Source organism: Merdimonas faecis (genome assembly GCF_001754075.1).
GTDB classification, from domain to species: Bacteria; Bacillota; Clostridia; order Lachnospirales; family Lachnospiraceae; genus Merdimonas; species Merdimonas faecis.
The window spans coordinates 35,573-62,229 of record NZ_MIEH01000025.1 but is presented as its reverse complement, the minus strand read 5'-3'; the positions used below and the strand labels follow the sequence as shown (position 1 = coordinate 62,229).

General features: G+C 48.3%; 28 protein-coding genes. 9 read left to right on the top strand and 19 right to left on the bottom strand.

Annotation, left to right across the window (positions count from 1 at the left end; all coding sequences use genetic code 11):
• Positions 1 to 13: 13 nt before the first annotated feature.
• From argJ to BKD12_RS13865, 5 genes are all read right to left on the bottom strand, one after another.
• A complete protein-coding gene (gene argJ, locus BKD12_RS13885) occupies positions 14 to 1,237 on the bottom strand; it encodes a bifunctional glutamate N-acetyltransferase/amino-acid acetyltransferase ArgJ (protein WP_070089945.1) in 1,224 nt (407 codons plus the stop codon).
• 15 nt (positions 1,238 to 1,252) lie between these two features.
• Complete coding sequence (locus BKD12_RS13880) at positions 1,253 to 1,696, bottom strand: GNAT family N-acetyltransferase (protein ID WP_070090072.1); 444 nt, start codon at positions 1,694 to 1,696, stop codon at positions 1,253 to 1,255.
• A gap of 54 nt (positions 1,697 to 1,750) precedes the next feature.
• Positions 1,751 to 2,791 carry an N-acetyl-gamma-glutamyl-phosphate reductase gene (gene argC, locus BKD12_RS13875; RefSeq protein WP_070090071.1) on the bottom strand — a complete coding sequence of 347 codons (1,041 nt, stop codon included), beginning with the start codon at positions 2,789 to 2,791 and terminating at the stop codon, positions 1,751 to 1,753.
• A 149-nt stretch (positions 2,792 to 2,940) separates the two neighbouring features.
• Positions 2,941 to 4,269, bottom strand: a complete 1,329-nt coding sequence (locus BKD12_RS13870) for a permease prefix domain 1-containing protein (protein ID WP_070089944.1) — start codon at positions 4,267 to 4,269, stop codon at positions 2,941 to 2,943.
• 13 nt (positions 4,270 to 4,282) lie between these two features.
• The gene (locus BKD12_RS13865) at positions 4,283 to 4,630 is read right to left on the bottom strand and encodes a PadR family transcriptional regulator (protein WP_070089943.1); all 348 of its coding nucleotides are present in this window, start codon (positions 4,628 to 4,630) and stop codon (positions 4,283 to 4,285) included.
• A 198-nt stretch (positions 4,631 to 4,828) separates the two neighbouring features.
• Between BKD12_RS13865 and BKD12_RS13860 the strand changes: the two genes are divergently transcribed.
• Complete coding sequence (locus BKD12_RS13860; protein WP_070089942.1) at positions 4,829 to 6,055, top strand: argininosuccinate synthase; 1,227 nt, start codon at positions 4,829 to 4,831, stop codon at positions 6,053 to 6,055.
• Positions 6,056 to 6,127: 72 nt separating this feature from the next.
• Here BKD12_RS13860 and BKD12_RS13855 read toward each other — a convergent pair whose 3' ends face one another.
• Positions 6,128 to 8,068: a DUF5107 domain-containing protein gene (locus tag BKD12_RS13855; RefSeq protein WP_070089941.1), complete on the bottom strand. Its 1,941-nt coding sequence runs from the start codon at positions 8,066 to 8,068 to the stop codon at positions 6,128 to 6,130.
• 40 nt (positions 8,069 to 8,108) lie between these two features.
• Positions 8,109 to 9,089: a dipeptidase gene (locus BKD12_RS13850; RefSeq protein ID WP_070089940.1), complete on the bottom strand. Its 981-nt coding sequence runs from the start codon at positions 9,087 to 9,089 to the stop codon at positions 8,109 to 8,111.
• Between the two features lie 66 nt (positions 9,090 to 9,155).
• On the opposite strand from BKD12_RS13850, the gene BKD12_RS13845 reads away from it, so the two are divergent.
• Genes BKD12_RS13845 through BKD12_RS13835 form a run of 3 tightly spaced genes read left to right on the top strand, consistent with a single transcriptional unit; the run spans position 9,156 to position 10,394 of the window.
• Positions 9,156 to 9,899, top strand: coding sequence for a gamma-glutamyl-gamma-aminobutyrate hydrolase family protein (locus BKD12_RS13845; RefSeq protein WP_070089939.1), 744 nt, complete (start codon positions 9,156 to 9,158; stop codon positions 9,897 to 9,899).
• Positions 9,900 to 9,937: 38 nt separating this feature from the next.
• On the top strand, positions 9,938 to 10,120 hold the full coding sequence (locus BKD12_RS13840; protein ID WP_070089938.1) for a hypothetical protein: 183 nt from the start codon (positions 9,938 to 9,940) through the stop codon (positions 10,118 to 10,120).
• 13 nt (positions 10,121 to 10,133) lie between these two features.
• Complete coding sequence (locus BKD12_RS13835) at positions 10,134 to 10,394, top strand: spore coat protein (protein ID WP_070089937.1); 261 nt, start codon at positions 10,134 to 10,136, stop codon at positions 10,392 to 10,394.
• A gap of 11 nt (positions 10,395 to 10,405) precedes the next feature.
• On the opposite strand, the gene BKD12_RS13830 is transcribed toward BKD12_RS13835, so the two are convergent.
• The 6 genes from BKD12_RS13830 to BKD12_RS13805 all read right to left on the bottom strand — a co-directional run bounded on the left by BKD12_RS13830 (position 10,406) and on the right by BKD12_RS13805 (position 17,177).
• Positions 10,406 to 11,002, bottom strand: coding sequence for an HD domain-containing protein (locus BKD12_RS13830; protein ID WP_070089936.1), 597 nt, complete (start codon positions 11,000 to 11,002; stop codon positions 10,406 to 10,408).
• A 3-nt stretch (positions 11,003 to 11,005) separates the two neighbouring features.
• On the bottom strand, positions 11,006 to 12,826 hold the full coding sequence (locus tag BKD12_RS13825; RefSeq protein ID WP_070089935.1) for an ABC transporter ATP-binding protein: 1,821 nt from the start codon (positions 12,824 to 12,826) through the stop codon (positions 11,006 to 11,008).
• A gap of 1 nt (position 12,827) precedes the next feature.
• On the bottom strand, positions 12,828 to 14,966 hold the full coding sequence (locus tag BKD12_RS13820) for an ABC transporter ATP-binding protein (RefSeq protein WP_070089934.1): 2,139 nt from the start codon (positions 14,964 to 14,966) through the stop codon (positions 12,828 to 12,830).
• A 45-nt stretch (positions 14,967 to 15,011) separates the two neighbouring features.
• Positions 15,012 to 15,542 (bottom strand): MarR family winged helix-turn-helix transcriptional regulator, encoded by a 531-nt coding sequence (locus tag BKD12_RS13815; protein WP_070089933.1) that lies wholly within the window; start codon positions 15,540 to 15,542, stop codon positions 15,012 to 15,014.
• A 232-nt stretch (positions 15,543 to 15,774) separates the two neighbouring features.
• Entirely contained in the window at positions 15,775 to 16,221 is a 447-nt protein-coding gene (gene dtd / locus BKD12_RS13810; RefSeq protein ID WP_070089932.1) for a D-aminoacyl-tRNA deacylase, read from the bottom strand.
• Between the two features lie 41 nt (positions 16,222 to 16,262).
• A complete protein-coding gene (locus BKD12_RS13805) occupies positions 16,263 to 17,177 on the bottom strand; it encodes a DMT family transporter (RefSeq protein WP_070089931.1) in 915 nt (304 codons plus the stop codon).
• Between the two features lie 89 nt (positions 17,178 to 17,266).
• Here BKD12_RS13805 and BKD12_RS13800 point away from each other — a divergent pair, with 89 nt between their 5' ends.
• Positions 17,267 to 17,965 (top strand): TMEM164 family acyltransferase, encoded by a 699-nt coding sequence (locus BKD12_RS13800; RefSeq protein ID WP_083262969.1) that lies wholly within the window; start codon positions 17,267 to 17,269, stop codon positions 17,963 to 17,965.
• On the opposite strand, the gene BKD12_RS13795 is transcribed toward BKD12_RS13800, so the two are convergent.
• Entirely contained in the window at positions 17,927 to 18,361 is a 435-nt protein-coding gene (locus BKD12_RS13795; protein WP_176730977.1) for a prepilin peptidase, read from the bottom strand. The genes BKD12_RS13800 and BKD12_RS13795 overlap by 39 nt on opposite strands.
• Before the next feature lie 146 nt (positions 18,362 to 18,507).
• On the opposite strand from BKD12_RS13795, the gene BKD12_RS13790 reads away from it, so the two are divergent.
• The 4 genes from BKD12_RS13790 to BKD12_RS13775 all read left to right on the top strand — a co-directional run bounded on the left by BKD12_RS13790 (position 18,508) and on the right by BKD12_RS13775 (position 21,086).
• Entirely contained in the window at positions 18,508 to 18,852 is a 345-nt protein-coding gene (locus tag BKD12_RS13790) for a hypothetical protein (RefSeq protein WP_070089928.1), read from the top strand.
• 223 nt (positions 18,853 to 19,075) lie between these two features.
• Positions 19,076 to 19,444 carry a GntR family transcriptional regulator gene (locus BKD12_RS13785; protein WP_070090070.1) on the top strand — a complete coding sequence of 123 codons (369 nt, stop codon included), beginning with the start codon at positions 19,076 to 19,078 and terminating at the stop codon, positions 19,442 to 19,444.
• Complete coding sequence (locus tag BKD12_RS13780) at positions 19,441 to 20,301, top strand: ATP-binding cassette domain-containing protein (protein WP_070089927.1); 861 nt, start codon at positions 19,441 to 19,443, stop codon at positions 20,299 to 20,301. The genes BKD12_RS13785 and BKD12_RS13780 overlap by 4 nt, the downstream gene beginning before the upstream one ends.
• 59 nt (positions 20,302 to 20,360) lie before the next feature.
• On the top strand, positions 20,361 to 21,086 hold the full coding sequence (locus tag BKD12_RS13775) for a hypothetical protein (protein WP_070089926.1): 726 nt from the start codon (positions 20,361 to 20,363) through the stop codon (positions 21,084 to 21,086).
• Positions 21,087 to 21,124: 38 nt separating this feature from the next.
• Here the strand turns inward: BKD12_RS13775 and BKD12_RS13770 are convergent, their stop codons facing one another.
• From BKD12_RS13770 to feoB, 5 genes are all read right to left on the bottom strand, one after another.
• Positions 21,125 to 23,197, bottom strand: a complete 2,073-nt coding sequence (locus BKD12_RS13770; RefSeq protein ID WP_070089925.1) for a heavy metal translocating P-type ATPase — start codon at positions 23,195 to 23,197, stop codon at positions 21,125 to 21,127.
• 3 nt (positions 23,198 to 23,200) lie between these two features.
• On the bottom strand, positions 23,201 to 23,515 hold the full coding sequence (locus tag BKD12_RS13765; protein ID WP_070089924.1) for a DUF6110 family protein: 315 nt from the start codon (positions 23,513 to 23,515) through the stop codon (positions 23,201 to 23,203).
• A gap of 221 nt (positions 23,516 to 23,736) precedes the next feature.
• Positions 23,737 to 24,135, bottom strand: coding sequence for a transcriptional repressor (locus tag BKD12_RS13760; protein ID WP_070089923.1), 399 nt, complete (start codon positions 24,133 to 24,135; stop codon positions 23,737 to 23,739).
• Positions 24,136 to 24,182: 47 nt separating this feature from the next.
• The gene (locus BKD12_RS13755; protein WP_070089922.1) at positions 24,183 to 24,560 is read right to left on the bottom strand and encodes a cation transporter; all 378 of its coding nucleotides are present in this window, start codon (positions 24,558 to 24,560) and stop codon (positions 24,183 to 24,185) included.
• 76 nt (positions 24,561 to 24,636) lie between these two features.
• Entirely contained in the window at positions 24,637 to 26,637 is a 2,001-nt protein-coding gene (feoB, locus tag BKD12_RS13750) for a ferrous iron transport protein B (RefSeq protein ID WP_070089921.1), read from the bottom strand.
• Between the last annotated feature and the right edge of the window lie 20 nt (positions 26,638 to 26,657).

The following is a 26,657-nucleotide window of genomic DNA, read 5'->3' as shown; positions in this document are numbered from 1 at the left end:
TTAAGTCTGTTTGTTAGCTTCTGTAATCCGCATTGATATCAATGTATCCATGAGTAAGATCACATCCCCAGGCCGTAGCAGTGAACTCTCCCATTTTTACATCTGCGATAGCCGTCACTTCTTTTTGAGACAGGATTTTTGTCGCCTCCTCTTCACTGTAAGCTACAGCCGTACCGTTTTCAATGATCTTGATCTTCCCTGCCTCGCTTTCAAAGAAAAGGTCTACCTTTTCCGGATCAAACTGTGCCCCGGAATAGCCCATAGCACACAGGATCCGTCCCCAGTTGGCATCGTGTCCGGCAATGGCCGTCTTTGTCAGGTTGGAACATACGATTGCCTTTGCCAGGGTCTTCGCCTGCTCCACACTCTCACATCCCACTGCCTTTACCTCAAACAGCGCAGTCGCCCCCTCTCCGTCTCCGGCAATCTTCTTTGCCAGATACTCATTGACCACGTGGAGGGCTTTTACAAATTCTTCATACTCCGGCGTGCCATATTGGATCTCTTCGTTTTCCGCCATTCCATTGGCCAGAAGAAGCACGGTGTCATTGGTGGAAGTATCTCCGTCTACAGAGATCATATTGTAGGTATCCCTTACATCCTCGCTCAATGCCTTCTGAAGCGTATCTTTTCCTATTACCGCATCGGTGGTGATAAACGCCAGCATGGTGCACATATTTGGATGGATCATGCCGGAGCCCTTTGCCATGCCTCCGATGGTCACTGTTTTTTCTCCTACTTTAATGATCGCTGCCAGCTCTTTTTCACAGGTGTCCGTGGTCATGATGGCTCTGGCTGCATCCGTGCCATTATCCAGGGAACTGTTTTTCTTCTCAGCCAGTACCCGAATCCCTGCTTTTACCTTCTCGATAGGAAGCTGCATCCCGATGACGCCGGTGGAACCAATGGTTACACCTTCTGCACGGATATTCAGTGCTTCTGCCGCCGCCTCGGCCGTCTCCTTGCAGTATCCGAAGCCCTCCTCTCCGGTACACGCATTGGCAATCCCGGAGTTTACGATCACTGCCTGCACCGGGACACCGCTTTCGATCACCTGCCGGTCCCACTTCACCGGCGCCGCCTTTACGACATTGGTGGTAAATGTTCCCGCTGCCACACAGGGCGCCTGGCTGTATACAAGCGCCATATCTGTCCTGTCCTGATATTTAATCCCTGCCGCGGTGCTTGCAGCCTCAAAGCCTGTCGCCGCGGTTACTCCTCCTGTAATAATCTCCATAAGTAACTCCTCCTTTTACTGTATAAATGCAGTGATATTTTCTTCATTCAATGTAAAATCATAATAGTTCAGATCCTGTCTCTTTGTCCAGCCGATTTCTTTCCAAAAGGCATTCCCGATATCATTTTTCGTAAATGCGATCAGAGACACTTTATTGATTTCTTCTTTTTTTAAGGCCTCCATGGCAAACACCACCATGGATTTCCCGATCCCCCGCATCCGGTAAGCCGGGTCTACGCACACATGGTAAAGACAGCCCCGCCTCCCGTCGTGACCACAGAGGATGGCTCCCACGATCTTTCCATCTTCTTCTGCCACCACGCTGGTAGAAGGATTGCGCTTAAGGAACCTTCGGATCCCCTCCCGGGAATCGTCTACACTCCGGATCCCAAAGCCTTTGATGGTCTTCCAGAGTGCGTATACCTGATCATAATCATCTATCGTCATTACTCTTAACATATGTATCTCCTTATCCCGGATTCTAATGTAACATCCTGTTTTCTTCCGCATGAATTATGGAAACAGCGGAACCAGCTTTAATCCCTCCTGCTCCGGCAGTCCAAACATCAGGTTCATGTTCTGCACCGCCTGTCCGGCCGCGCCTTTTACCAGGTTATCAATGGCTCCCATCATGACGATCCGGTTCGTCCTCTCATCAATCTGGAAACCGATGTCTACAAAGTTGCTTCCCTCTACCCATTTGGTCTCCGGGCAGGCCCCCGCTCCTAAAAGGCGGATAAAATATTCGTTTCCATAATATTTCTGATAGATGGCCATCACTTCTTCTGCCGTCACCTTCTCCTTTAAGGATGCATATTCTGTTGCCAGGATCCCGCGGTTCATAGGCACCAGGTGAGGCGTGAAATTGATCATCACCGGTTCCCCGGATGCATAGGAAAGCTGTTCTTCAATTTCCGGTGTATGACGGTGGGTGGTCACGCCATAGGCCTTCATATTTTCATTGACCTCGCAGAAAAGGTTTGGCACCTTGGCGCCTCTTCCTGCTCCGGACGTGCCAGACTTGGCGTCTACGATCAGCGTATTCATATCGATCAGCCCTTCCTTGGAAAGCGGATAGGCCGTCAGGATCGAACAGGTCGTATAGCATCCCGGATTTGCCACCAGTCTTGCGGATTTTACGTCCTCCCGGTTCACCTCGCAGAGTCCGTATACCGCTTCTTCGATAAACTGCGGACTTTTATGCTCGATGCCATACCATTTTTCATAAGTCTTCACATCCTTGATCCGGAAATCCGCACTCAGATCCACGATCTTTGTCTTGGAAAGGATCTCCTCACTGATCACTGATGCACAGAATCCCTGGGGCGTGGCCGTGAAGATCACATCCGCCTCCTCTGCCAGTTCTTCCATATTATCATCCATGCACGCGGCATCCACGATCCGGAACATATTGCGGTACACATCCGCATATTTCTGGTCTATATAGCTTCTGGAGCCGTACCATACAATCTCCACATCCGGGTGTCCGGAAAGGATCCGCACCAGTTCTCCTCCTGCATATCCCGTTGCCCCGATGATTCCTGCCTTTATCATAATATCTCCATCCTTTGAATTCATATTTTCTATCCTATTATATCTGAATATCCGTGATATTCAAATACAAATTTAAAAAGAACTTGCATAATTATACATCTGTATCGTATATTATGCAAGTTCTTTCTTAGATTTTCCTTTTTTATTTATCAGTGCGCTTTTCCGAATGGTGCTGGCTGCACCGCCATCACCAGCGGGATGTTTTCATATCTGTAGATACTAAGCAGGATCCCCAGAAGGATATTGGTCACCATCACCCCTGTTCCCCCGTAAGTCAGGAAGGGACAGTAATTATATCCATGAAGGATCAGCCCTCCATTGGTCAGGATATACAATATCGTCTGCGCCATCAGCACCAATACACAGCCGCTTCCCATGATCATTCCCAGCTGGTTTCTCTGCCGCAGCACATTTCGCAGGAAATAAAGGAATAATCCCAGTATCGTGCCTGCCAGCAAAAGTACAGCAAGGATCCCGTATCTGGCGGTGATATGACTAAACATAAAGGAATACCCGTCTCCATAGTCCGGCACTCTCCCGGCCCACGGACTGCTGCCGGCAAACTGGCTGGAAAGTGCGATCTCTCTTAGGATCTCAAGCCTCTCCCCTGCCTCTGTAGAATACGGATGCAGGATTGCCCGAATACGCTCCGCCCGGTATCCGCCCATGTTCCAGCAGACAAGGAAAAACGAGGCGATGAGTACCAGGAACGCTCCCCAGCTCATCAGCAGCAGCTTTCTCCCTTTTCTCTCAAACCATCCACGGTATACCGCCAGAGACAAAAGGACCAGCATAAGCACCGCAAGCAGCACTGCTGTCGCAAAACTTCTGATCAGTATGCAGACTGCCGCTGGCAGCAGGCCCCACAAAAGAACGCAGAAAAGCCCTCTCCTTCCTCTTCCCCGGTACCAGAAGATCAGTCCTCCATATAAAGGAACAAACAAAAATACCAGAAGCTTCACGTTCAAGGCTCCGTAGATCCAGAAATTTGCGCCGTTCACCGGTGTTCCAAACACGCAGGCCCCCAGGGTCAAAACCAGAAACAAGGCCGCCCATATCTGGCGGATCCATCTGGCAATACGGCTGTAATCCACATAACATATCAGAAGCATCACTCCAAAACCAAATAAAAGTTTTGCGGCATACGTAAGAACCCCTCCCCCGTAAAAGCTGCTCTCTGTCTGTGCTCCCAGGAGTCTTTGCAGAAGAAGGCCTGCAAGATACAGCACTCCGATCAGGATGATGCAGTTCCAGGCCATCCTGGGCCGGTGTATCCGGTCCAGCTCTGTTCCCACCGCAACAGGATCTCCCATCTCCCGCACCGCGGCTTCTTCAGCCTCCGCTTCCGTCATCCCTGCACACAGAAATTCTTCCTTCTGGTCTTCTATGTGCCATTCCAGTTCCGCCTTCACCCCTTCCCGTGCTTTCTCAAAACGGATCTGCTCTCCTATTTTCTGTAAATACTCTTCCCTCTTCATATCACTCCCCCCCTTATACATTCCCTGCCAGTGCACCGTCCGCCTTAAGTACACTCTCCACCGCATAGCGGTAGGTCTTCCACTCTTCCTTTTTTTCCTTTAAAACCTTTCTTCCTTCTCTGGTAAGCCCGTAATATTTCCGCGTCTTTCCTCCTTCCTCCTGCTCATAGGAAGTCAGATATCCCTTGCTTTCCATTCCGTGGAGCAGCGGATATAAAGTGCCGGCCTTCAGCTCAAACACATTATTCGACCGCTTCTTAAGCGCTGCGATCATCTGATAGCCATACATATCCTGTTCCTCCAGCAGCTTCATCACCAGCATGGACGTACTTCCTGATATCAGACTTTTATCAATACTCATATCTTTTCCTCCTCTCATGATATGTAGATTATCTATACATCGGACATCTATATAATACATAGATCATCTATATATGTCAACCCTGTCCTCGTTTTTTTATCTTGCATAATTATAAATTTTAGTGTATAGTTATCTATGCGATTTACAGAACGAAAAATAATCATAAAATTACATTTAAAATTCAGGAGGTTTTTCATCATGAGTGAGAAAGTTGTATTGGCCTATTCCGGCGGCCTGGACACCACGGCAGTCATTCCGTGGCTGAAAGAGACCTTTGGCTATGAAGTTATCTGCTGCTGTGTAAACTGCGGGCAGGGAGAAGAACTGGACGGACTGGAAAAGCGTGCAAAAATGTCCGGCGCTTCCAAATTATATATTGAAGATATCGTAGATGATTTCTGCGATAACTACATTGTTCCCTGTGTACAGGCACATGCGGTTTATGAAAACAAATATCTGCTTGGCACTGCCATGGCACGTCCCGCCATCGCAAAACGTCTGGTGGAGATTGCAAGAAAGGAAGGGGCTGTGGCCATCTGCCACGGCGCTACCGGCAAAGGAAATGACCAGATCCGTTTTGAGCTTGGCATCCGCGCCCTGGCTCCGGACTTAAAGATCATCGCCCCCTGGAGAATGACTGATCTTTGGACCATGCAGTCCCGTGAAGATGAGATCGAATACTGCAAACAGCATGGCATCGATCTTCCATTCGACGCCAGCCACAGCTACAGCCGCGACCGCAACCTCTGGCACATCAGCCACGAGGGACTGGAGCTTGAAGATCCGTCTGTAGAGCCAAATTATGATGATCTTCTGGTTCTGACTGTTCCCCCGGAAAAAGCTCCGGACGAGGCAGAATATGTGACCATGACCTTTGAAAAGGGAGTGCCAAAGAGCATCAATGGCGAAGAGATGAAGGTTTCCGATATCATCCGCAAGCTGAACGAGCTGGGAGGAAAGCACGGTATCGGCATCTGTGACATCGTAGAAAACCGCGTAGTCGGCATGAAATCCCGCGGAGTATATGAAACTCCGGGCGGAACAATCCTCTACGAAGCTCACCAGCAGTTAGAGGAACTGATCTTAGACCGCGCCACCTATGAGGTGAAGGAAGAAATGGCAAACAAGCTGTCACAGGTAGTCTATGAAGGCAAATGGTTTACCCCACTCAGGGAAGCCATCCAGGCTTTCATTGAAAGCACCCAGGAATATGTGACCGGTGAAGTAAAATTCAAGCTCTACAAGGGTAATATCACAAAAGCCGGAACCACATCTCCCTACTCTCTGTACAGTGAGTCTCTTGCAAGCTTCACCACTGGTGATCTCTATGACCACCATGACGCCGACGGCTTCATCAACCTGTTCGGTCTGCCGCTGAAGGTGCGCGCCATGAAGCTTCAGAACGTAGAAAAAATTTCGAAATAAGCAGAGTAAAATTTTAAGCCCCGCCGCAGGCGCTGTCATATCTGACATGCTCCTGCAAGCGGGGCTTTTTCGTTAAACTGCTTTAAAGTCAAAATGATAGGGTACTTCCTGATCCTCTCCGGAAAGTTCCCGATGGGTCTTTTCCCAGAGTGCGTTCAGTCCGTCCTCTCCTTCCCGGATATCCTCCACTACCAGACCGCCGTTCTCTTCCAGCAGCCCGGCTGCCCGGTCCGCTTCTCCCAGCTGATACAAGGAGAAGGCGTAGCCTAATTTCAGTCTTCCGTTTTGCTGAAGCTTTTCCTCCAGCTGTTCATAGATCCTCTTTACTGCTTCGTATGCCCGGCAGGTCAGCAGGATCTGAAATCCCTCCTTTATATATGCCAGGTCATCCATCCGAAGGCAGAGTCCTCTTTCCATCAAAGAGGCTGCTTTGTCCTCCTGATTTTCCAGCACATGCAGCGCAGCAAGCGCATGAAGGGCCCACGGCTGCTCTCCGGCCGCAAGCGAAGCCTGAAGCTGTTCTTTCGCATCCTCATACGCTTTCTCCTGCATGTAGAGAATCCCCAGCTGATAATGTGCATACCAGCCGTCCGTTTCCGCTGCCGTCTTTTTCAGCATCTGGAAAATTTCTGCACTGTTTACAAAGGCCGGCGGCGCTTCCTTCGGGTCTGGCTCCTTAAGGATCCCCGTCTCCAGATAATCCTTCCATATCTGTTCCTTTTCCTGCACGGAAAAAGCTAAATGCTCTGAAAGCGGACGCAGCCCTTTCATGGAGCGCTCCCTGGCCCGCAGCGCACCGAAACTGCTGCCTTCCCATACAACACTGGCCGGCTCCTTTGCCATGGCCTTTGTCTCCTGCAAAAGTTCTTCCATCTGGGAGAACTCCTCCAGATCTTCTACCTTTCGGGTCACGGCTCCTCTTAATTCCTCAAACTCCATCTCCTGTTCCTCTCCAGTGAGCTGGATGCTGCCATATCGTTCCATCCATTCCCATGCCGTATGCGGCGCCATAGGAATACATCCGTACTGTGTCTTCGCAAGTCCGGCCTGGATCTCAAGATATTTTCCTGCCTGATCTGTCAGAAACTCCTGCCAGTGGTCACCGCCCGGCCTGTTTCCCCAGGAAAACAGCTTTCTGGAACGAAGCCTGTTTGTAGACAGATGCAGAAGTCCATACCCGCCGCCGTCCACATGGGCGATATATTTGGGGCTTTCCTCCGGGATATCAAAGAAATAGTCCACCGACTCCGGGATCTGCTGATACCGGGTAATATCCACCCCATTTACAAAGGGAATATCCACCTTATAAACGCCCCAGTCCTTATTGGTAAAAGCCTTCTTTGCCGGCACGATCACCCGGCCGCCGTCTTCTTCCGGCACAGCCATATTGCTCCACCAGTACATGGGCACCACTTCTTCTCCAAAATTCACCACCCGCATCCGGGCATTCAGGAACCGGTCCTTTTCTCCCAGCCAGAAATCCATCTGATAGGTCACACCGCGGATTCTCTCATACTCATACATCCGCAGGATCTTTGTCCCGTCCTCCTGCTCCAGGACTGCCGTATACAGCTGGTCCGCCGTCAGAGGCGTATGGCCGATCACGCCCAGATTCCACTCCACACCGCCGCTGAACCAGGCATTTCGTACGGCAAGATTGCAAAACCGCAGCACATCGTTGGTATATAAAAGCTCTCTCCCTTGTTCTTTGTCTGTCAGGCTCCAGAGCCTTCCGCCATACTCCGGCAGAAATACTGCCTTCAGATAGTCATTTTCCAGCACCGCCGTTTTGACTTCTGTCTCCTTAAGCTCCCGGGAATAGCAGGTATACTGCCGGTACGGATACGAGGTCTGGCACCGGCCGTATCCTTCATAGAGCTCATCGTCTTCGTCCAGATAAAATTCCAGCTTATTCTGCAGGATCAGGCCGCCAACCAGATCCGGCACCGGCGACTCTTCCCCCAGAGTCCCTGCCATAAGCTTCATAGTTCCAAATGTCAGTTTGGGTTTCATATTGTTTTCCTCTCATTTCTATCTTTTTCTTCGGTCTCTTTCATGACCTTTTCCGGTCCAGTACCTGTGCGCAGATCCGTTCTGCATTGCCTCCCCAGATCCGATCCAGCTGGCGTTCTGTCACGCCTTTCTTTTTCAGCGCATCCCAGAGGCGCTCCATCTTCCCTGCATCGGGGATCTCCAGCTCATCCATTCCGTCAAACCCGTCAAAATCAGTTCCAATGGCTGCGAATTCACTGCCGCCCACGTTCAGCATATGAAGGACATGGCTTGTCATTTCCTCGATCTTTGACGCATGTTCGTCTCCCAGAAATGGGCCGTAAAAGTTTAAGCCTGCAATGCCTCCCTCTTTTGCAAGCGTCCGGATCATCTCGTCCGTCAGGTTCCGGGGATGGGGACAGATAGCCCGGCAATTAGAGTGAGAAGCAACTACCGGCTGCGTTGATTCCTCAAGCACATCCCAGAACACACCGTCGGAAGCATGGGACACGTCGATGATCATCCCCAGTTCATTCATTTTCCTGACTACTTCCCGGCCAAAATCCTTCAGTCCCCGCCTCATCACAGACGGGTTACTGCTGTTTGGAAAACCGATGCAGTTTTCATAATTCCACATCAGTGTCATCAGCCGCACGCCCTCCCGGTACAATTCCTCCAGCCGTTCTGTTTTTCCGTTCAGGACTCCTCCCTCTTCTACGGTCAGACAGGCTGAGATCTTGCCTCTTCCTGCATTTTCCTGCAGATCTTCATAGGTCAGGGCAAGCGCCATATCATCCGCAAAGGAATCTGTCTGCCCCTTCAGATAATGGATCATTTCCTTCACATGGCGGTAGGCTCCGTCATATCCGCCCCGCTCCTTCCACTCCTCAATATAAGTAAAACAGGCGAAAAACTGTGCCTTTGTCCCCGCCTGTCTCATAGCCGGAATGTTGATACTGCATCCATTTTCCATAAGATCGCCCTTTCTGTCCAGGTCCATCAGCTTCCAGATCGTATCACAGTGCAGGTCGATCAGTTTCATAAAATCCCCCCTTCTTTCATAGAATCAGTATAACCTGCTGTATTCTATTTGAAAAGGAGGAATTTTATGCGTCCCGTGATCGGAATTGTCATGTGCGGCTCGGAAAATGGCCGTCAGTTTGTTTCCCAGCCTTACCTGGATGCGGTGACAGATGCCGGAGGGCTTCCCACGGTCCTTCCCGTCACCGGGGATACCAGTCTGTATGCGGGCTTTTCCCGGCTCTGCGACGGCTTTTTATTCTGTGGAGGCGGGGATATTACTCCCCTCCTCTTCGGAGAAGAGCTGCTTACCGATCAGGGCGGGACAGATCTTTTCACCGACCGGTTCCATCTTTCTCTGATGGCCTATGTTCTTCAGTCCCGTCTGCCCGTCCTTGCCATCTGCCGGGGGATGCAGGTGATGAACTTAGCCCTTGGCGGCACCATCTGGCAGGATCTGTCCCTTCGTCCTGTACATACTTTGAACCATATGCAGGTTTCCGTCCACCGTCAGGATGTATGTCATAAGATTACCATCTCAAAAAATAGCATGCTATATGATTTTCTCGGAGAATATGCAGAAGTCAATAGTTTTCACCACCAGTGCCTTCATCTGATCCCAGCCAGTCTCCGCCCCTCTGCCATCGCTTCTGACGGCGTTGTCGAGGCCATCGAGCTTCCCGGACATCCCTTTGCACTCGGAGTCCAATGGCACCCGGAGGTGTTATATCCCTCTGATCACGGAATGAAAAAGCTGTTTCTTGCTTTACTGAAAAAAGCTTCTGTATCCAAAAATATCCAGTATATTTCTCCCTTTTCCGGAGCAGAATAATCCCGATCAGAGATTCTATTTCAAAGGAGGAAATAAATATGAGCGAAATTTCGATTCTTGATCTTCAGAATCTGCGCCACCTGATCGGAGGCTATGACACCACACACTGCAAGATGCAGGATTATGCCTCGCAGGCACAGGATCCGGAGGTCAAAAAACTGTTTCAGGATGCCGCTGATTCTGCTATGAAAAACAAGCAGGATCTGATGAAATTTTTATAGGAGGTTTGGGAAGATGTTAGATGAAAAAACAATGGTAGCTGACGCCCTGGCGGGCGTCAACGGAGAACTGGTCCGCTATGGAGAGATGATCCCGCAGACCGAAAACAAAGAGTTGAAACAATGTCTGAAAAAAATCCGCAACGAATGTGAAATGTCCCAGGAAAAACTGTATCAGATTGCCCGTGAAAAGAGCTATTATGTTCCCGCTGAGAAAGCTTCCCAGCAGGAAATCAGTCATGTGAAGTCTGTTTTGTCAGGACTTGCCATGAAATAGCAATCCCCTCTTTACTCCCGGGAGGGTTTGATCCGCCCCTTCTCAAGACTTGGCCGGATGAAATGCTCCCGGGCATATTCCCACAGAGCTTCGGAGCCCTTGTGGGTATTTTCATTTCTCTTCAGGATCTGATCTAAGAACACTCCATGCTCCACCCAGGCTTTCCCGTCTGTGGCATGGTTTAACATCATGGGCTGGAGATTATCCATAGTCCTGGCAAATTTTGCCTCCGGTGTCTTCTGCTCTTCAAATTCCTGCCACAGCCTCTTAAATCTCTTCCCCTGGTCTTCCGGGAGCAGGCCAAAGATCCGCTCTGCCGCTCTTTCCTCCCGCTCCTTCTGAGTCTTTTTCCCTTCCTCGTCATAGGCATAGGTATCCCCGGCATCAATTTCCACAATATCATGGATCAGAAGCATGGTCACGGTCTTTAACACGTCAATGCCCTCATTGGCATATTCGCTGAGCAAAATCGTCATCAATGCCAGATGCCAGGCGTGTTCCGCGTCATTTTCCTTACGCAGGCCGTCAGACAGATATGTCTGACGGCCGATAAATTTTTCTTTATCAATTTCCTGAATAAATGCAAATTGCTGTTCCAGGCGGTCCATCCTTTATGCGCTCCTCTCAAACTGCGAATTGTAAAGTTCTGCATAGAAACCATTTCTTTCCAGCAGCTCTTCGTGCTTCCCTTGTTCGATGATGTCCCCGTCCTTCATGACCAGGATCAGGTCTGCATCCCGGATGGTAGACAGGCGGTGTGCGATGATAAAGCTGGTACGCCCTTCCATCAGCCGGTCCATGGCTTTCTGAATCCGCACCTCTGTCCTGGTATCCACAGAGCTGGTGGCTTCATCCAGGATCAGGATCTTCGGGTCCGCCAGGATTGCTCTTGCAATGGTCAGAAGCTGTTTCTGTCCCTGGGATACATTGCTGGCCTCCTCGTTCAGCTCCATTCCATAACCGCCGGGAAGGGTCTGTACAAACCGGTGCACATAGGCCGCCTTCGCCGCCTCCACCACCTCTTCATGGGTGGCATCAAGCTTTCCGTACCGGATATTGTCCTCAATGCTTCCTTTAAACAGCCAGGTATCCTGGAGAACCATACCGAACATCTTCCGCAGTTCTCCTCTGTCGAACTCACGGATGTCATGGCCGTCCACCTTGATCGCTCCGCCACACACATCATAGAACCTCATCAATAATTTTATCATAGTTGTCTTACCGGCGCCAGTAGGTCCTACGATGGCGATCTTTTGTCCCGGTTCAGCCTTGGCCGAAAAGTCGTGGATGATCATATGGTCTTTGTGGTAACCGAATTTGACATGGTCAAATTCCACCCGGCCTTCCAGGCCTTCCGTGGATACCGGATGCTCTGCGCACGGCACTTCTTCTTCCTCTTCCAGGAATTCAAAGACACGCTCCGCTGCTGCTGCCGTGGACTGCAGAAGGTTAGCCACCTGCGCCACCTGCTGGATCGGCGAGGTAAAGTTCCGGACGTACTGGATAAAGGACTGGATATCTCCTACCTCGATGGTCTCCTTCACCGCCAGGTATCCGCCCAGGATGACGACTCCCACATATCCCAGGTTGCTGACAAACTGCATGACCGGCATCATCATTCCGGACAGGAACTGGGATTTCCATGCAGAGCGGTACAGCACGTCATTATCCCTTTCGAAAGCCCGGATCACGTCTTCTTCTTTATTGAAGGCTTTCACGATATTGTGGCCGCCGTACACCTCTTCCACCTGACTGTTAACGTGTCCCAGATATTCCTGCTGATCCCGGAAATATCTCTGGGAATGTTTGACGATCACGGAGATCAGCCCCATGGCCACCGGCAGGATCAGTATCGCCACCACGGTCATCAGAGGACTGATGCTAAGCATCATGACTAACACACCGATGATCATGGTCACCGAGGTGATCAGCTGCGTGGCGCTCTGGTTTAAGCTCTGGCTTAAAGTGTCCACGTCATTGGTGATCCTGGAAAGGATCTCACCATGCGTCATTTTGTCAAAATATTCCATGGGAAGACGGTCGATCTTCTCAGAGATCTCCTTTCGCATCCGGTAGGTCAGCTTCTGGGAAATTCCCGTCATCAGATACCCCTGGATAAAAGAGAATAATGCACTGCAAAGATAGAGCCCCAGCAGCATCAGAAGAATCTGCCCGATCTTTTCAAAGTCAATGCCGCCCTGGCCGGACACCTTTCCTACCAGTCCCTCAAACAGCTCTGTGGTCGCCTGCCCCAGGATCTTTGGCCCCGCAATATTAAAAATGGTGCTTCCGATGGCGAATATCACTACAAAAACCAGGGCAACTTTATACACACTCAGATATTTACCCAGCTTCTTTATAGTCCCTTTCAGGTCTTTTGCCTTTTCGCCCGGCATATGTGAGCCCTTTGGCCCCATTCCTCCATGTGGCATCTTAGCCCACCTCCTTCATGTCTTGTTCCAGTTCTTTCTCAGACAGCTGTGAAGATGCGATCTGATAGTATTCCGGACAGTCTCTCAAAAGTTCTTTGTGAGTACCTTTCCCCACAATCTTTCCATCGTCCAGTACCAGGATCTGTTCCGCATGCATGATCGTACTGATCCTCTGAGCCACGATGATCACGGTACTGTCTTCCGTTTTTTCCTTCAAAGCGCCACGAAGCGCCACATCTGTCTTATAATCCAGCGCAGAAAAGCTGTCGTCAAAAATGTAGACCGCCGGATGCTTTGCGATTGCCCTTGCGATGGAGAGTCTCTGCTTCTGTCCTCCGGAAACGTTTGAGCCTCCCTGGGCGATATGGCTGTGATACTGCCGCTTTTTCGCCTCGATAAACTCTGTGGCCTGAGCGATTCTGGCCGCTTCTTCCATTTCTTCGTCAGTTCCGTCCGGATTACCGAACAGGATATTTGAGGCGATGTCACCGGAGAAGAGCACTCCCTTTTGCGGTACATATCCAAGCTTTTCTCTCAAGTCATGCTGTGTCAGGTTTCGGATGTCATGGCCGTCGAGCCGGATGCTTCCTTCGGTTACATCATAGAATCTGGGAATCAGGTTGACCAGAGTAGACTTTCCGCATCCCGTGCTTCCGATGATGGCTGTCGTCTGTCCCGGCTCTGCTGTAAAGGAAATATCTTCCAGTACATCTTCTTCTGCTCCCGGATACCGGAAGGATACATGATCGAAGACCACCTGCCCTTTGCTTTCTTCCGGAAGCTTCTCCGGATTCCCCGGATCATTGATCAGCGTATGGCTTTCCAGTACGCCGTCCACACGCTCTGCAGATACCGCCGCTCTTGGAAGCATGACGGAGATCATACAGATCATCAGGAATGCCATGATAATCTGCATCGTGTACTGGATAAATGCCATCATATCACCCACCTGCATGGTACCCTCGTCGATGCTGTGACCGCCTACCCACACGATCAGTACGGAGATTCCGTTCATGATGAGCATCATGGTCGGCATCATAAAGGTCATGGCACGGTTTACAAACAGATTGGCACGGGTCAGATCCTTATTGGCATCGTCAAACCGCTCTTCCTCGTGTTTTTCGGTGCCAAAGGCACGGATGACAGAAAGTCCTGTCAGGATCTCCCTGCTCACCAGGTTCAGACGGTCCACTAAATTCTGCAGGATCCGGAATTTCGGCATAACCACGGCGAACAGCACTGCCACCAACAGGAAGATCAGTACCACCGCCAGGGCGATGATCCATGACATATCCACATTCGTATGGAACACATTCCAGATGCCGCCTATCGCCATGATGGGCGCATACAGCACCATACGCAGGATCATTACTGTCAGCAGCTGGATCTGCTGGATATCGTTAGTACTCCTGGTGATCAGGGATGCCGTCGAAAACTTATCAAACTCTCCGTTCGAAAATCCTACCACCTTCCGGAAAACTCTCTCTCTTAAGCTTCGGCCAAGCCCTGCACCCACCCGGGAAGCCATGAGGCCTACCAGGATACTGGCTGCCATTCCAAGTCCGGCAAGCAGAAGCATTTTCCCGCCGGTAGCCAGGATATACCGGGAGCTGATATCGCCCACGTCGATCCCGATCTTTTCATACGCCGACTGGATATAGGCGGCCACCGCCTGCTCTACCATGGAATCCGGCAGATCTTCCATTTGCCCGGAACCTTCTCCTGTCATTCCTTCTGCTCCGTTCATATTGATGCCGCTTTCCTCCGCAGCCATGGCCATTACCATAGGAAGCCCCATCTGGTCGGAAAGCTCCTCCAGCTGGGAATCGTCTTCTTTTACCTGCTCTTTCAGAGCCATAACCGTCCCCTCGTAATCATAGGAATCGCTGCTTTCTTCATATGCGTCTGTCACCTCTGCCCGGTCTTCCTCTGGCACAAAGGCCAGGATCAGGTTCAGATCTTCCCCGGCCAATGCCTCCGGCACCTTTTCGTCAATCCCGCTCTGCTGGATTCCCACATTCACGATGTCGGATGTGTAGGCCGGCAGGGAAAGATCACAATATGCCTGCACCATCAGCACACATATGATCACTACAACCTGCAGTGCATACGGCTTTAAAAATCCAAATAACTTTTTCATGATATGCTTGTTCCTTTCTCAATGCTAGTTTCTCAATACCGGTTATTATATTTCTGTGCTGTTATCAGATTCTATATTTTTAAGCTTCATATCCAGGTGTGCCCTGGCCATCATGGAACAGGTATTCATTCCTTTCATGCCCTTTTCCGCCATCAGATTCTCTCTCATATCCAAAAGAAGCCGGCGCAGAAGAAGCTTTTCTTCCTGAGAGATTCCCCGGAAGATCACGTTCTCCATCTCACCTACAATCCTCTTCAGCTCTCCCAGCATCTCTTTTCCGGCTTCCGTCAGATGTATCCTCTGGATCCTCTGGTCGGCCGGGTCTCCTTCCTTCCCGATCAGTCCCTTTGCCTCCAGCTTTCTAAGCGCTGTGGTCACTGAAGGGGGCGTGATCCCCAGTTTTTCGGCAAGCCGCCGCTGGGACAGCTCTCCTTCCCTTCCAAGCCAGAACAGAATTCCCGCCTGTCCGGGCTTCAAGTCCATCTGCTCCAGCCCTCTCATTGCCTGATACTCACTCAGATGCATCAGCTGGTGCAGGATGATCATGATCGACTCATCACTCTTAGCCTTAGTCATGAAAAACCTCCATTCTTATTCCACTCCAAATTTCAAAACGGAGCGCACAGGCTCCGCAAGCCACATATTCATTAGATGACTAACGAATATGTTATGCATATCACCCTATAATGTCAAGGTATTTTATTATATTTTCATATTTTATGGGGGAAATTTACAGAAAAATAATTAGACACTTTAATCAAAAATATTAATTGGGGACGGGGGATTTTCAGAAATCCCCCGTCCCCAATTAAAGGTCTTCGGAATCCAGGACGATTGTGAACGGGCCATCGTTGACCAGGCTGACTTTCATGTCTGCTCCGAACCTTCCACGTTCTACTACTTCCACCTGCTCTTTGCACTTAGAGATAATATATTCGTACATCTCTTCTGCCATATCCGGCGCTCCGGCTTCGATGAAGCTTGGGCGGTTTCCTTTTTTGCAGTTTGCATACAGTGTAAACTGTGAAATCAGAAGAAGGCTTCCTCCCACTGCATCCAGAGACAGGTTTGTCTTTCCCTGTTCATCCTCAAAAATACGCAGTCCCAGCATCTTCTTCACCATGCGGTCTGCGATTTCTTTGGTATCGGAATTGCTGACGCCAATCAGCACCATAAATCCTTTTCCGATTTTTCCCAGTGTTTCGCCTTCCACCTTTACTTCACTTTCCATAACTCTTTGAATAACAAATTTCATAATGGTATTCTCCTTTCTTTTTTCCTGATTCTATGGATTTTCTAGCCTGATATTTCGCATGCCTGTTTCTTTTCTCCCGATTGCCGTCTTTCCGGAAGCTGGGCCAATATGATCGCCGCAAACATCAATACACAGCCAATGGATTCTCTTGCAGACAACCTCTCTCCCAGCACCGCCCATCCAGCCAGTACAGAGAAGCAGGATTCCAGGCTCAAAAGCAATGATGCAATGGCCGGATTCATATTTTTCTGTCCAATGATCTGGAGCGTGTACGCAACGCCGCAGGATAACACACCAGCATAGAGAAGCGGAAACCAGCCTTCGAGCATTCCTCCAAGTGAAGGTTTCTCCAGCAGGAACATGAATGGAAGAGATACGATCCCGCATACAAAAAACTGAATACACGCCATTTTCACTCCATCGACCTTTGGTGCAAAATGATCGATCACTAATATATGTACGGAAAAGATCAGCGCACACAAAAAAATCAGCAAATCTCCTTTACTCATATGGAAACTTTCTGTCATACACAGGAAATATAATCCGACAACTGCAAGAACGACTGCCATCCATACCTTCCATCCTGTCTTCTTTTTCAGGAATATTCCCAACACTGGCACGATTACAATGTAAAAAGCAGTGATAAATCCTGCTTTTCCAGCAGTTGTATATTGAATCCCCATCTGCTGCAGGCTGCTTGCCCCAAATAAAAGCAAACCGCACAACACTCCGCCTGTTACCAGATCTTTACGGTTTACGGAAACATCTTCCTTTTGGTTTTCTTTCCATTTTCCAAGAAGCCAGATGCAGGGAATCAGCGCGGCACCTCCGATCAGGCTTCTTACACCATTAAATGTTATCGGCTCCAGATAGTCCATTCCCATACTCTGAGCCACAAATGCCGTGCCCCAGATAAACGCTGTTAAAGTCAGCATAAAAGCATTTTTTATTTTCATAGGTTTTGCCGTCCCTCCTCATTTCTGTCGTATTTCTCCACTTCACGCAGACAGCATGTGTATTATAGCACAATTATGAATTCTGGTGTATAATAATTGTATTTCAAGCCACTTTATTATTGGCAGGTGATCAATTTATGCATAAATATAAATCTTTCTTTTTTTGCTGCGGTCTTATAATGGCAGTCAGTGAGATCTGGAAACAGTATTGTCTGACGTTTCTGATCGGTCAGGGAACCTATAACTGGTGGTATTTTCCGTTTCAGCTCTGCAGCACCCCTATGTATCTGTGCCTTTTACTTCCCTGGATACGCTCCGAAAGGCTCCGGAGGATTTTCCTGGCCTTTCTGATGGATTATGGACTTCTTGGCGGAATATTTGCGTTTTTTGACACCAGCGGGATGCACTATTCATATCTCCCTCTTACCATTCATTCCTTTGCCTGGCACATTTTACTGATTGTTCTGGGAATTGCAGCCGGGTTAAGTCAGTATGCTGATTATTCCTGCCACGGCTATCTTGGCAGCGCCTGCTGCTATCTCTTCTGCTGCCTGCTCGCCACGTTATTAAACGTTTCATTTCATACTTTGGGAACAATCAATATGTTTTATATCAGTCCGTTTCTCCCCATGACACAGCGTTTTTTTAAGGATATCGCCAAAAATCTGGGAAATCCTGCCGGAATACTTCTTTACATTCTTGCTTCCATGCTGGGTGCCGGCATGTTTCATTTAATCTGGCACCAGGTCTCATCCCATTGTACTGGCACCAGAAGTCAGGAGCCCTGACATAGTTTCTCCAAGAATTCCTGCACAAAGAAATGGCCCCAGAGGAATGGTGGATTTTCTTGTCATTCTGCGGGTGGCAAGCATAACGGCACAAAAGATGCCAGAAAGCCACATTGCCATTGCAAAAGCGGCAAAATTCCGTTCCCAGCCAAGTACGGTCCCGGCAACTGCTGTCAGCTTAATATCTCCCCCTCCAAAGCTGCCGGGCCTCAACAGATTGACCAGTACCAGAACACTGCTGACGCTCAAAAAGCCAGCCGCACTTTCGCCTAAATCTATTCCCTTCTCCATCCATTCATTCCAAATCCCCAGCACTCCATACAACAATATCCATCTGCCCCTGATGTGCCGTGTCTTTGCATCTTCCCATGCAATTTTCAGTAAAATTATCGTCAAGAGAAAGATTTGAATACATTTCATTTTCCTTATCCGGCTCCTTTCTTCATTTATTGCATTTATCACATTTTTTTGCTACGATAAACTCAGATACATATTTAGATATGCATAGCGATAGGTCTATAATCTAAAGGGGGAATTTTGACATGCTGCTGGAAAAATTATTAAAAACGCCTGGATTTATTTATCAGATTAAAGGAAACTACTATTTTCTTGGGAAATGGATCTGCAAAGAATGTACAGATACTGACGCTACAGACTGTGTCATGATGTATCAGATGTGCAGGAAAGGACAGGAAGAACCAGATACCAATATGTATTTTCAAAAAATACGGGCTTACAGCGATTTTGCTCTGGAGGTTCCTTATGATCCGAATAAGATTCGCAACGACATGGCTTTGATTCTGGACACATTGTCCGAAGAAGAAATAAAAAGCCTGACCCAACAGGTAGAAAATGTAGAATCAGATGTGCAAAAATACTGCTCCTGATCATCATATCAAAGTTATTCTGATTTATCTATATATTTTTACTAAAAGCCCCGCCACACTGGCGGGGCTTTTAGTGTTCAACTTTGTTTCTGCACTTTCCATTTTTTTCTTGACATCCTATCTATTCTGTGTTTTAATACACTTGTAGTTAGTTACTCAAGTAATTAACCATTTCACCAATCAAGGAGAATAAAAAATGACCCGGAAAGGAGGTCACTATGGAATGAAAATAAATCCAGACCAGGAAAAACCTATTTTTATCCAGATCGCTGAGGGAATTGAAGATGGAATCCTCACCGGTGCATTCCCGGAAGGCTCCCAGATCCCCTCGATTACAGAATTTTCTGTTAATTATAAGATCAATCCGGCCACCGCTCTGAAAGGCATCAACCTTCTGGTGGACGAAAATATTATTTTCAAAAAGCGAGGAGTAGGTATGTTTGTCTCAAATGGAGCCGTAAAGCAATTAAAAGAAAAGCGGCAGAATCAATTTTACAACAATTACATCAGTAATCTGATCGAGGAAGCCAAAAGACTAGGCTTTTCCAGCGATGACATTATCGCCATGATTGAAAGGGGGTTCTCACAGTGAAAGGTATTGAAGTAAAAAATGTAACGAAAACATTCCAGGACACTACCGCATTGTCTCAGGTAAGCCTGAATCTGGAAGCAGGAAAAATATATGGTCTTCTCGGACGGAACGGCGCCGGGAAATCCACTCTTTTAAATCTGATAACCAACCGGAAATTCCCGGATGAAGGGACCATCACTCTGGACGGCGCTACAGTAGCTGAAAACGATGCCCTTTTACAGCAGGTGTTCCTGATCAATGAACAGAATCTATTCCCTGAAGGAATGAAGGTGAAAAAAGCATTCCAGGTAACAAAACTGTTTCATCCTTCCTTCGACGAAGAATATGCTCTGCAGCTTTGCAAAAAATTTGAATTGAATACCAAAAAGAAAATTAAAAGTCTTTCTACTGGATATCAGTCTATTTTCAAAAATATACTTGCTTTATCCGTCAATGTACCTTATGTATTTTTTGACGAACCGGTTTTAGGATTAGATGCATATCACCGCGACCTCTTCTACAAACTTTTAATTGAAAAGTACAGCATTTCTCCATTTACTGCTGTGATTTCGACTCATTTAATCGAAGAAGTCGCAACTGTTATAGAAAATGTAATTATTATAAAAAAGGGAACGATTATAAAAAATCAATCCTGCGAAGAACTTCTCAGCAGCGGCTACTGCATTTCCGGCACCGCGTCACAGATTGACAGTTACCTCTTTTCCTATGGCTCTTCACAGGAACTGATTGGCACCGATTCCATAGGCGGCCTGAAAACAGCATATCTTCTGGGAACCCCGGACTCCTCTGCTGTCTCAGGTTTAGAAGTATCTCAGATGGATCTGCAAAAACTGTTTATTCAGCTTACAAATTCCTGAAATTTACGGGAAATGAATTGATTACCGTATAGACAAGACTTATATGGAGGGAAATCATTATGAATATTAAAAGAGTCATACACTATCAATTATTCGATCTGGGAAAAGCTTTCCTGATTTATTATTTTATCATTCTTAGTATCATACTGCTGGGAGGCGGTGTCGTAATCATAAGTTCCGGGAACGCAACCTTTAACGGAACAGGCTTTTCTTCAACAGTATTCTGCTTCATTGCCGGGCTTTGCATGTTTCGGGAATATTTTTATCTGTTTTCTCAAAACGGAGTGTCAAGGAAGACCACTTACATCGGAACCTTATCTTCCATTGCACTGCTCAGCGCACTGATGTCCATTATAGAAGTCCTGTTCGTTTACCTGTCCAGGCTTTTCCCATCCGACCGCATTCGCTTCATGCATTTCATGGACATCTTCACCCAGGTCACTGCCAGCTCCTCACTGGCCCTGCAGATTCTTTTGGATCTGATCCTGACATTTTTAATCATCATCACCTGCTTCAGCGCCGGATACCTGATTGCGGTCCTATTTTACCGCTCCAGTAAAATCCTGAAGATAGGAATCGCAGCCGGTCTGCCCGTCCTCCTCTTTCTCGGGCTGCCCCTGCTGGCTTATATATTCCCGGAGGCAGCAGCCAGATGTGGAAAACTCCTAATGACCATCTCTGGCCTGGAAAGCGGAAATCCACTTATCACCATGCTGACATTGGTAATTACCGCAGCTTTCCTGAATATTGTGAATTACTTCGCTGTCCGGAAGGCAGAACTTTAATTGGGGACGGGGGATTTTCAAAAATCCCCCGTCCCCAATTAAAGTAATTCCTCCATACTCTTCAGACTTATCAACAATGTGGATGAATTGTGGATAAGCGCTGATGTAGTGGGCTGTATCACACCTGTTACGCCCAGGAGCAAAAGCCCTGAATTAAATCCTACAATTTGCCGGTAGTTTTTCTTAATGCGCAGCATCAGAAGATCGCTCAGCTTCTTTAGTACAACAAGCTGGAACAGGTCATCGGAGCCGATAGTAATGTCGGCAATCTCCCGTGCAATCTCTGCGCCGTCGCTGATAGCGATCCCTGCATTGGCCGCAGAGAGTGCCGGCGAATCATTGATTCCGTCTCCGATCATGATCACCTTATGGCCGCTTTCCTTTGCCTTTTCTATGAATCCAGCCTTGTCTTCCGGCAAGACTTCCGAGTAATATTCATCTACTCCCACTCGTCCGGCAATGGATCTGGCTGTCCGTTCGCTGTCACCGGTCATCATTACCACCTTAGAAACCCCACATGCTTTCAGCTGCCTGATAACCTCTGGTGCTTCTTCCCGCAGCGGATCTTCGATACAGATCACAGCCGCCAGCTGATTTTCTAAGGCAAGGTATAAATGAGAATATTCCTCCAGAAGGCTGTCGAACAGTTCCTGCTTTCCTTCCGGGATCACGCATTTTTCATCCTCAAATACAAAATGATAGCTGCCGATCACAGCTCGTTTTCCTTCCACGGTCGTAGAGATGCCATGAGCCACCATATACTCCACCTTAGAATGCATTTCATCATGATCCAGCTGTTTCTTTTTCGCCGCATCTACCACCGCTTTCGCCATGGAATGCGGAAAATGCTCTTCCATACAGGCTGCAAGACGCAAAAGTTCGTCCGGCTCTTCGCCGTTAAAAACCACCATCCTGGCTACAGTAGGCTTTGCCATGGTCAAAGTTCCTGTTTTATCAAAGACGATGGTATCTGCATCAGCCACAGCCTCCAGATATTTTCCGCCCTTGACCGTAATATGGTGCCGGTTGGCCTCCCGTATCGCCGAAAGTACTGAAATTGGCATGGCAAGCTTCAGCGCACAGGAAAAATCCACCATTAAGACAGATAACGCCTTTGTCACGTTTCTGGTAAAAAGATAGGTGAGAACCGTTCCGGCCAGTGTATACGGCACCAGCTTATCTGCCAGATGCTCCGCCTTCCCTTCCAGGGATGATTTCAGTTTCTCTGATTCTTCGATCATTGTCACGATTTTTTCAAAACGGCTGGAACCGCTCACTTCCCTTACCCGGATCGTCAGCTCTCCTTCTTCCAATACCGTTCCTGCATACACAGAATTTTGAACCGTCCTTCGCACAGGAACAGACTCCCCAGTCAATGACGCCTGGTTGACCATGGCTTCACCGCCAGTCACCACACCGTCAAAGGGGATGACATTTCCAATATGTATCCTAATCTCATCCCCGGCGCGTATGCCCGAAGCAGGTACCTGTACTTCCTGTCCGCCACGTACCAGCCAGACTTTGCTGACATTCAGCGACATAGTTCTTGCCAGGTCATCTACGGATTTTTTGTGCGTCCACTCTTCCAGCAGTTCTCCGATCCCCAGCATGAACATGACTGACCCGGCTGTCTCAAAATCCCCACGCAGCATGGAAACCCCGATTGCAGTCGCATCCAGCACCGGAACCTCGATCTTTCCTCTCCGCAATACATCAAATCCTTTTCCAATATATTTCAAAGAATGAAATGCAATATAACCATACCGCAGCGGGCAGGGAAGAAATATTTTCCCTGCATAACGAAGCAGGGCTTTCATGATCAGCCGCTCCTGAAATTTTCCGTTCAATTCCCGCCCCGAGGTCTCCAGATATCCTTTTGGCAATTTTATCTTATCGTAATGAAATCTCTTCAGCTCATCAACCAGAAGGTCTCTGCTCCCTTCGTAGCGGATCAGAGCGTCCGCCGTTCTTTCATAGACCTTTGCAGAGATTACCTGGGGCAGCCCCTCCAGATAATAAAGAAGTGTGTCCGCCTGGCCGCAGCTCATCCTTTTCTGCATCACATGGATACGGATCCTGCCCTTTGTTTCATGCTTGATACAAAATTTCATAATTTATTCCGTCACTGCCTCTTCCTGGCACGCCTTTTCCGCAGTCTCTTCCTCACACATCTCTGCTTCTTCCTCTGCCGCACGGGCTTCGTTGATACTCTTTGCCTCTTCGTAAATATCTTCTGCATTTTCCTGGATCGTGGTGGCAGTTTTCATCACGCACTCCTTTGCGCGCAGAACTGCTGCCGTCCCCTGAGTGTACGCCTTTTTCGCATCCTTACTGGACAGGATCTTTATACCTGCTGTTCCAAATGCACCCCCCGCCGCAAAAATTCCAAATTTCTTCCATCCGATCTCTTTTAAACAATCATAAAACATATTCTTTATCCTCCTGTCTACTTGTGTTTATAGCCGGTATATATTATTATAGCCGTCTGTTTTTTTCATTTCTAGCGCTTTGGACTTGATGATAAACTTTATCGTTTATACAATTAGGGACACCCTGTCTGTCGAAAAGGGACAGGGTGTTTGTCAGATGGGGACAGGGAGAATGACGAAAGGGGACGTACACTTTTGCAAAAAGTGTACGTCCCCTTTCGTCATTCCACTGTTACACTCTTAATCTTCTGCCCGTCAATATATCCGCAGGCCTTAAGCCCTGCAGCGATCACGCCATGCCACGTCTTCGCCGACAGATGCCTCACTGTATCGTCATCCAACTCGATCAGACAAGCCTCTCCCCCGTCGCACTTTGCTCCGCAGGCCACCTTATACATATTTTTTCTGTTGATGGCTCCGATCTCTTCCAGCTTATTAACCATCCGGTAGACAGTGGCTGTTCCAATATTGGGATCCAGCCGGGAAGCCCGGTAATATATTTCTTTACAGCAGGAGCATTCCTCTTCCAGAATAATGTCCAGGATCATCAGCCGCTGCTTTGTGATCCTGCAGCCGCTGTCCTTTAATTTCTGAACAATCAGCTCTTTTTGCTTTTCCATCCGGATCCCTCCTGTTTCTTCGTATTCCTGCTTTGGTGTTTCATTGGTTACGGTTTGATTGACTCTACTTGAAACCCTGCTGTTTCTACCGCACTAATCAGTTCCGCGTCATCAATCTCCCGGTCGAAAGTAATCCTTGCCCTGCCTTTCGCAAGACTCACTTCCGCACGTACTCCATCAATCTGATTAAGGGCCCTGGTCACGTCCATAGCACAATGTGCACAGTTCATTCCGGAGATCTGCATTGTCTTCCTGCCGGCCACAGGACCGTCCAGCTTTTTCTTCGGCAGCTTCCCGCTGCCCGGACAATTTCCTCCCGCCGGACATCCAATGCATTTTACCCCACTTTTCTTCGCTTTTACTATGTATGTAACTGCTCCTCCAATTAAAACGACCAGAATGATGGTCACAATAATATCTGCCATAAAAACTATCCTTTCCTGCGTAAAGCGGCGGACAAAGCATACAGCACTGTCCACCGCCCGTCATTTTAATGATAATTTATGCAGCATGTAAGCTGTATGTCGATGCAAACTCTTTATCAGATTTGCGGATTCTCCATATGATAATCGCCGCAAATACCAGAACGGCAATCAAGCCCGGAACAAACGCGGTTCCAAGAGAACCAGTGGTGATCAGTGTACCGATCTGGTACACAAAGAAAGCAACCGTATATCCTGTCGCAAGCTGAAGACAGATCCCGCCAAGCAGCCACTTTCCGCTCTTCATCTCTGAGTTCATCGCACCCAGTGCAGCAAAGCATGGTGGTGTATAGAGATTAAACATCAGGTATGCAAGCGCCGCCACCTTCGTAAGCCCCATAATCGTAGCCACTTCATTTCCACTGCCGACCAGTGCCAGTTCCTCTGTGTCAATCAGATTCGTAACGCCGTATACCACCGCCAGCGTACCAACTACATTTTCTTTTGCGATAAATCCTGTTACTGCTGCCGCTGCAAGTTGCCATACGCCAAATCCCAGAGGGATGAACAGAATTGAGATCGGATGTGCAATACCTGCAAGGATCGAAGTGCTCTCCGCACCTTCTTCCACGAGCTGGAACTGCCAGTTGAAACTCTGCATGATCTGCACTACCGTGTTGCACACCAGGATGATCGTCCCGGCTTTGATAATATATGCCTTGCCGCGCTCCAGCATGGATACACACGCTCTCTTTAAGCTCGGCAGCTTGTATTCCGGAAGTTCAATAATAAAGAAAGATTTCCGGTATTTCTGTCCAGTGATCCTCTTTACCAGCAGCGCTCCCAGAAGCACCAAAAGGATACCTACCAGATACATGGTAGCCGATACCCACCATGCGTCTGCGAAAAACGCTCCTGCAAACAGAGCAATGACCGGAATCTTAGCTCCGCACGGCATGAACGGTGTAAGCATAGCTGTTGTCCGCCGTTCTCTTTCGTTCCGGATCGTACGGGAAGCCATAACACCCGGAATCGCACATCCGGTGCCGATAACCATAGGAATTACCGATTTCCCGGAAAGCCCGACTCTTTTAAAAATCGGATCCAGCACAACCGTCGCACGGGCCATATATCCGCAGTCTTCCAGCAGAGCAATCAGGAAATACATAACCATTACCAGCGGAAGGAAACCGACAACCGCACCTACACCACCAATGATACCATCCACCAGGATCGCATACAATAACGGGTTTGCACTTTCCATCATTCCGCCTGCCCATCCCTGGAAGGTCTCGATCCAGGCAACCAGCCAGTCAGCAATCCAGGTTCCCAATGTTGTCTGAGATATGTAAAACACAAGGAAGATCACAAGCGCAAAAATCGGGATGCCAATGATCTTATGCGTGATCACGCTGTCAATCTTATCCTGCACATTCCTGTCTTTTGTGAAAACTTTTCTCATTTCAACCTGTTTTACAATATTGTTGACAAATTCAAAACGCTTTCTATCCGCGGCTTCTACCGCTTCCTTATCCTGCAGATTGATATCGGCCTGCACGTAAGGCGCCTTCTGTCCCGCGCCTTTAAGCCCGGCAGCCTCGGCCACAGCCTCCTTCAGCCCCTCATGTCCCGAGGACGTTGAGATTGTCTTAACAACAGGACAGCCCAGTTTCTCAGACAACAGCTTCTCATCAATCTGTGTCTGTTTCTTTTCTGTGACGTCACTCTTATTCAGAGCCACCACCACCGGTACGCCAAGTTCCAGAAGCTGTGTGGTGAAAAACAGGCTCCTGCTCAAGTTCGTGGCATCCACAATATTAATAATTGCATCCGGATGTTCATTTTTAACATAGCTGCTGGTAATACTTTCTTCTGAAGTAAATGGAGACATGGAATAAGCTCCTGGCAGGTCTACTGCCACCAGTTCTTCTCCTCCGTCATAATAAACCTTTTTAATCAGGCTTTCCTTTCGCTCTACCGTAACACCGGCCCAGTTTCCAACGCGTTCATTTCTGCCTGTCAATGCATTGTACATGGTTGTCTTTCCGCTGTTGGGATTCCCTGCAAAAGCAATTCTCATTTTACAAACCTCCTCCTTCA

Coding starts and splice junctions, on each gene's coding strand:
- argJ (WP_070089945.1), bottom strand. CDS start 1,237: ATGGAGATTATTACAGGAGGAGTAACCGCGGCGACAGGCTTTGAGGCT.
- BKD12_RS13880 (WP_070090072.1), bottom strand. CDS start 1,696: ATGTTAAGAGTAATGACGATAGATGATTATGATCAGGTATACGCACTC.
- argC (WP_070090071.1), bottom strand. CDS start 2,791: ATGATAAAGGCAGGAATCATCGGGGCAACGGGATATGCAGGAGGAGAA.
- BKD12_RS13870 (WP_070089944.1), bottom strand. CDS start 4,269: ATGAAGAGGGAAGAGTATTTACAGAAAATAGGAGAGCAGATCCGTTTT.
- BKD12_RS13865 (WP_070089943.1), bottom strand. CDS start 4,630: ATGAGTATTGATAAAAGTCTGATATCAGGAAGTACGTCCATGCTGGTG.
- BKD12_RS13860 (WP_070089942.1), top strand. CDS start 4,829: ATGAGTGAGAAAGTTGTATTGGCCTATTCCGGCGGCCTGGACACCACG.
- BKD12_RS13855 (WP_070089941.1), bottom strand. CDS start 8,068: ATGAAACCCAAACTGACATTTGGAACTATGAAGCTTATGGCAGGGACT.
- BKD12_RS13850 (WP_070089940.1), bottom strand. CDS start 9,089: ATGAAACTGATCGACCTGCACTGTGATACGATCTGGAAGCTGATGGAC.
- BKD12_RS13845 (WP_070089939.1), top strand. CDS start 9,156: ATGCGTCCCGTGATCGGAATTGTCATGTGCGGCTCGGAAAATGGCCGT.
- BKD12_RS13840 (WP_070089938.1), top strand. CDS start 9,938: ATGAGCGAAATTTCGATTCTTGATCTTCAGAATCTGCGCCACCTGATC.
- BKD12_RS13835 (WP_070089937.1), top strand. CDS start 10,134: ATGTTAGATGAAAAAACAATGGTAGCTGACGCCCTGGCGGGCGTCAAC.
- BKD12_RS13830 (WP_070089936.1), bottom strand. CDS start 11,002: ATGGACCGCCTGGAACAGCAATTTGCATTTATTCAGGAAATTGATAAA.
- BKD12_RS13825 (WP_070089935.1), bottom strand. CDS start 12,826: ATGCCACATGGAGGAATGGGGCCAAAGGGCTCACATATGCCGGGCGAA.
- BKD12_RS13820 (WP_070089934.1), bottom strand. CDS start 14,966: ATGAAAAAGTTATTTGGATTTTTAAAGCCGTATGCACTGCAGGTTGTA.
- BKD12_RS13815 (WP_070089933.1), bottom strand. CDS start 15,542: ATGACTAAGGCTAAGAGTGATGAGTCGATCATGATCATCCTGCACCAG.
- dtd (WP_070089932.1), bottom strand. CDS start 16,221: ATGAAATTTGTTATTCAAAGAGTTATGGAAAGTGAAGTAAAGGTGGAA.
- BKD12_RS13805 (WP_070089931.1), bottom strand. CDS start 17,177: ATGAAAATAAAAAATGCTTTTATGCTGACTTTAACAGCGTTTATCTGG.
- BKD12_RS13790 (WP_070089928.1), top strand. CDS start 18,508: ATGCTGCTGGAAAAATTATTAAAAACGCCTGGATTTATTTATCAGATT.
- BKD12_RS13785 (WP_070090070.1), top strand. CDS start 19,076: ATGAAAATAAATCCAGACCAGGAAAAACCTATTTTTATCCAGATCGCT.
- BKD12_RS13775 (WP_070089926.1), top strand. CDS start 20,361: ATGAATATTAAAAGAGTCATACACTATCAATTATTCGATCTGGGAAAA.
- BKD12_RS13770 (WP_070089925.1), bottom strand. CDS start 23,197: ATGAAATTTTGTATCAAGCATGAAACAAAGGGCAGGATCCGTATCCAT.
- BKD12_RS13765 (WP_070089924.1), bottom strand. CDS start 23,515: ATGTTTTATGATTGTTTAAAAGAGATCGGATGGAAGAAATTTGGAATT.
- BKD12_RS13760 (WP_070089923.1), bottom strand. CDS start 24,135: ATGGAAAAGCAAAAAGAGCTGATTGTTCAGAAATTAAAGGACAGCGGC.
- BKD12_RS13755 (WP_070089922.1), bottom strand. CDS start 24,560: ATGGCAGATATTATTGTGACCATCATTCTGGTCGTTTTAATTGGAGGA.
- feoB (WP_070089921.1), bottom strand. CDS start 26,637: ATGAGAATTGCTTTTGCAGGGAATCCCAACAGCGGAAAGACAACCATG.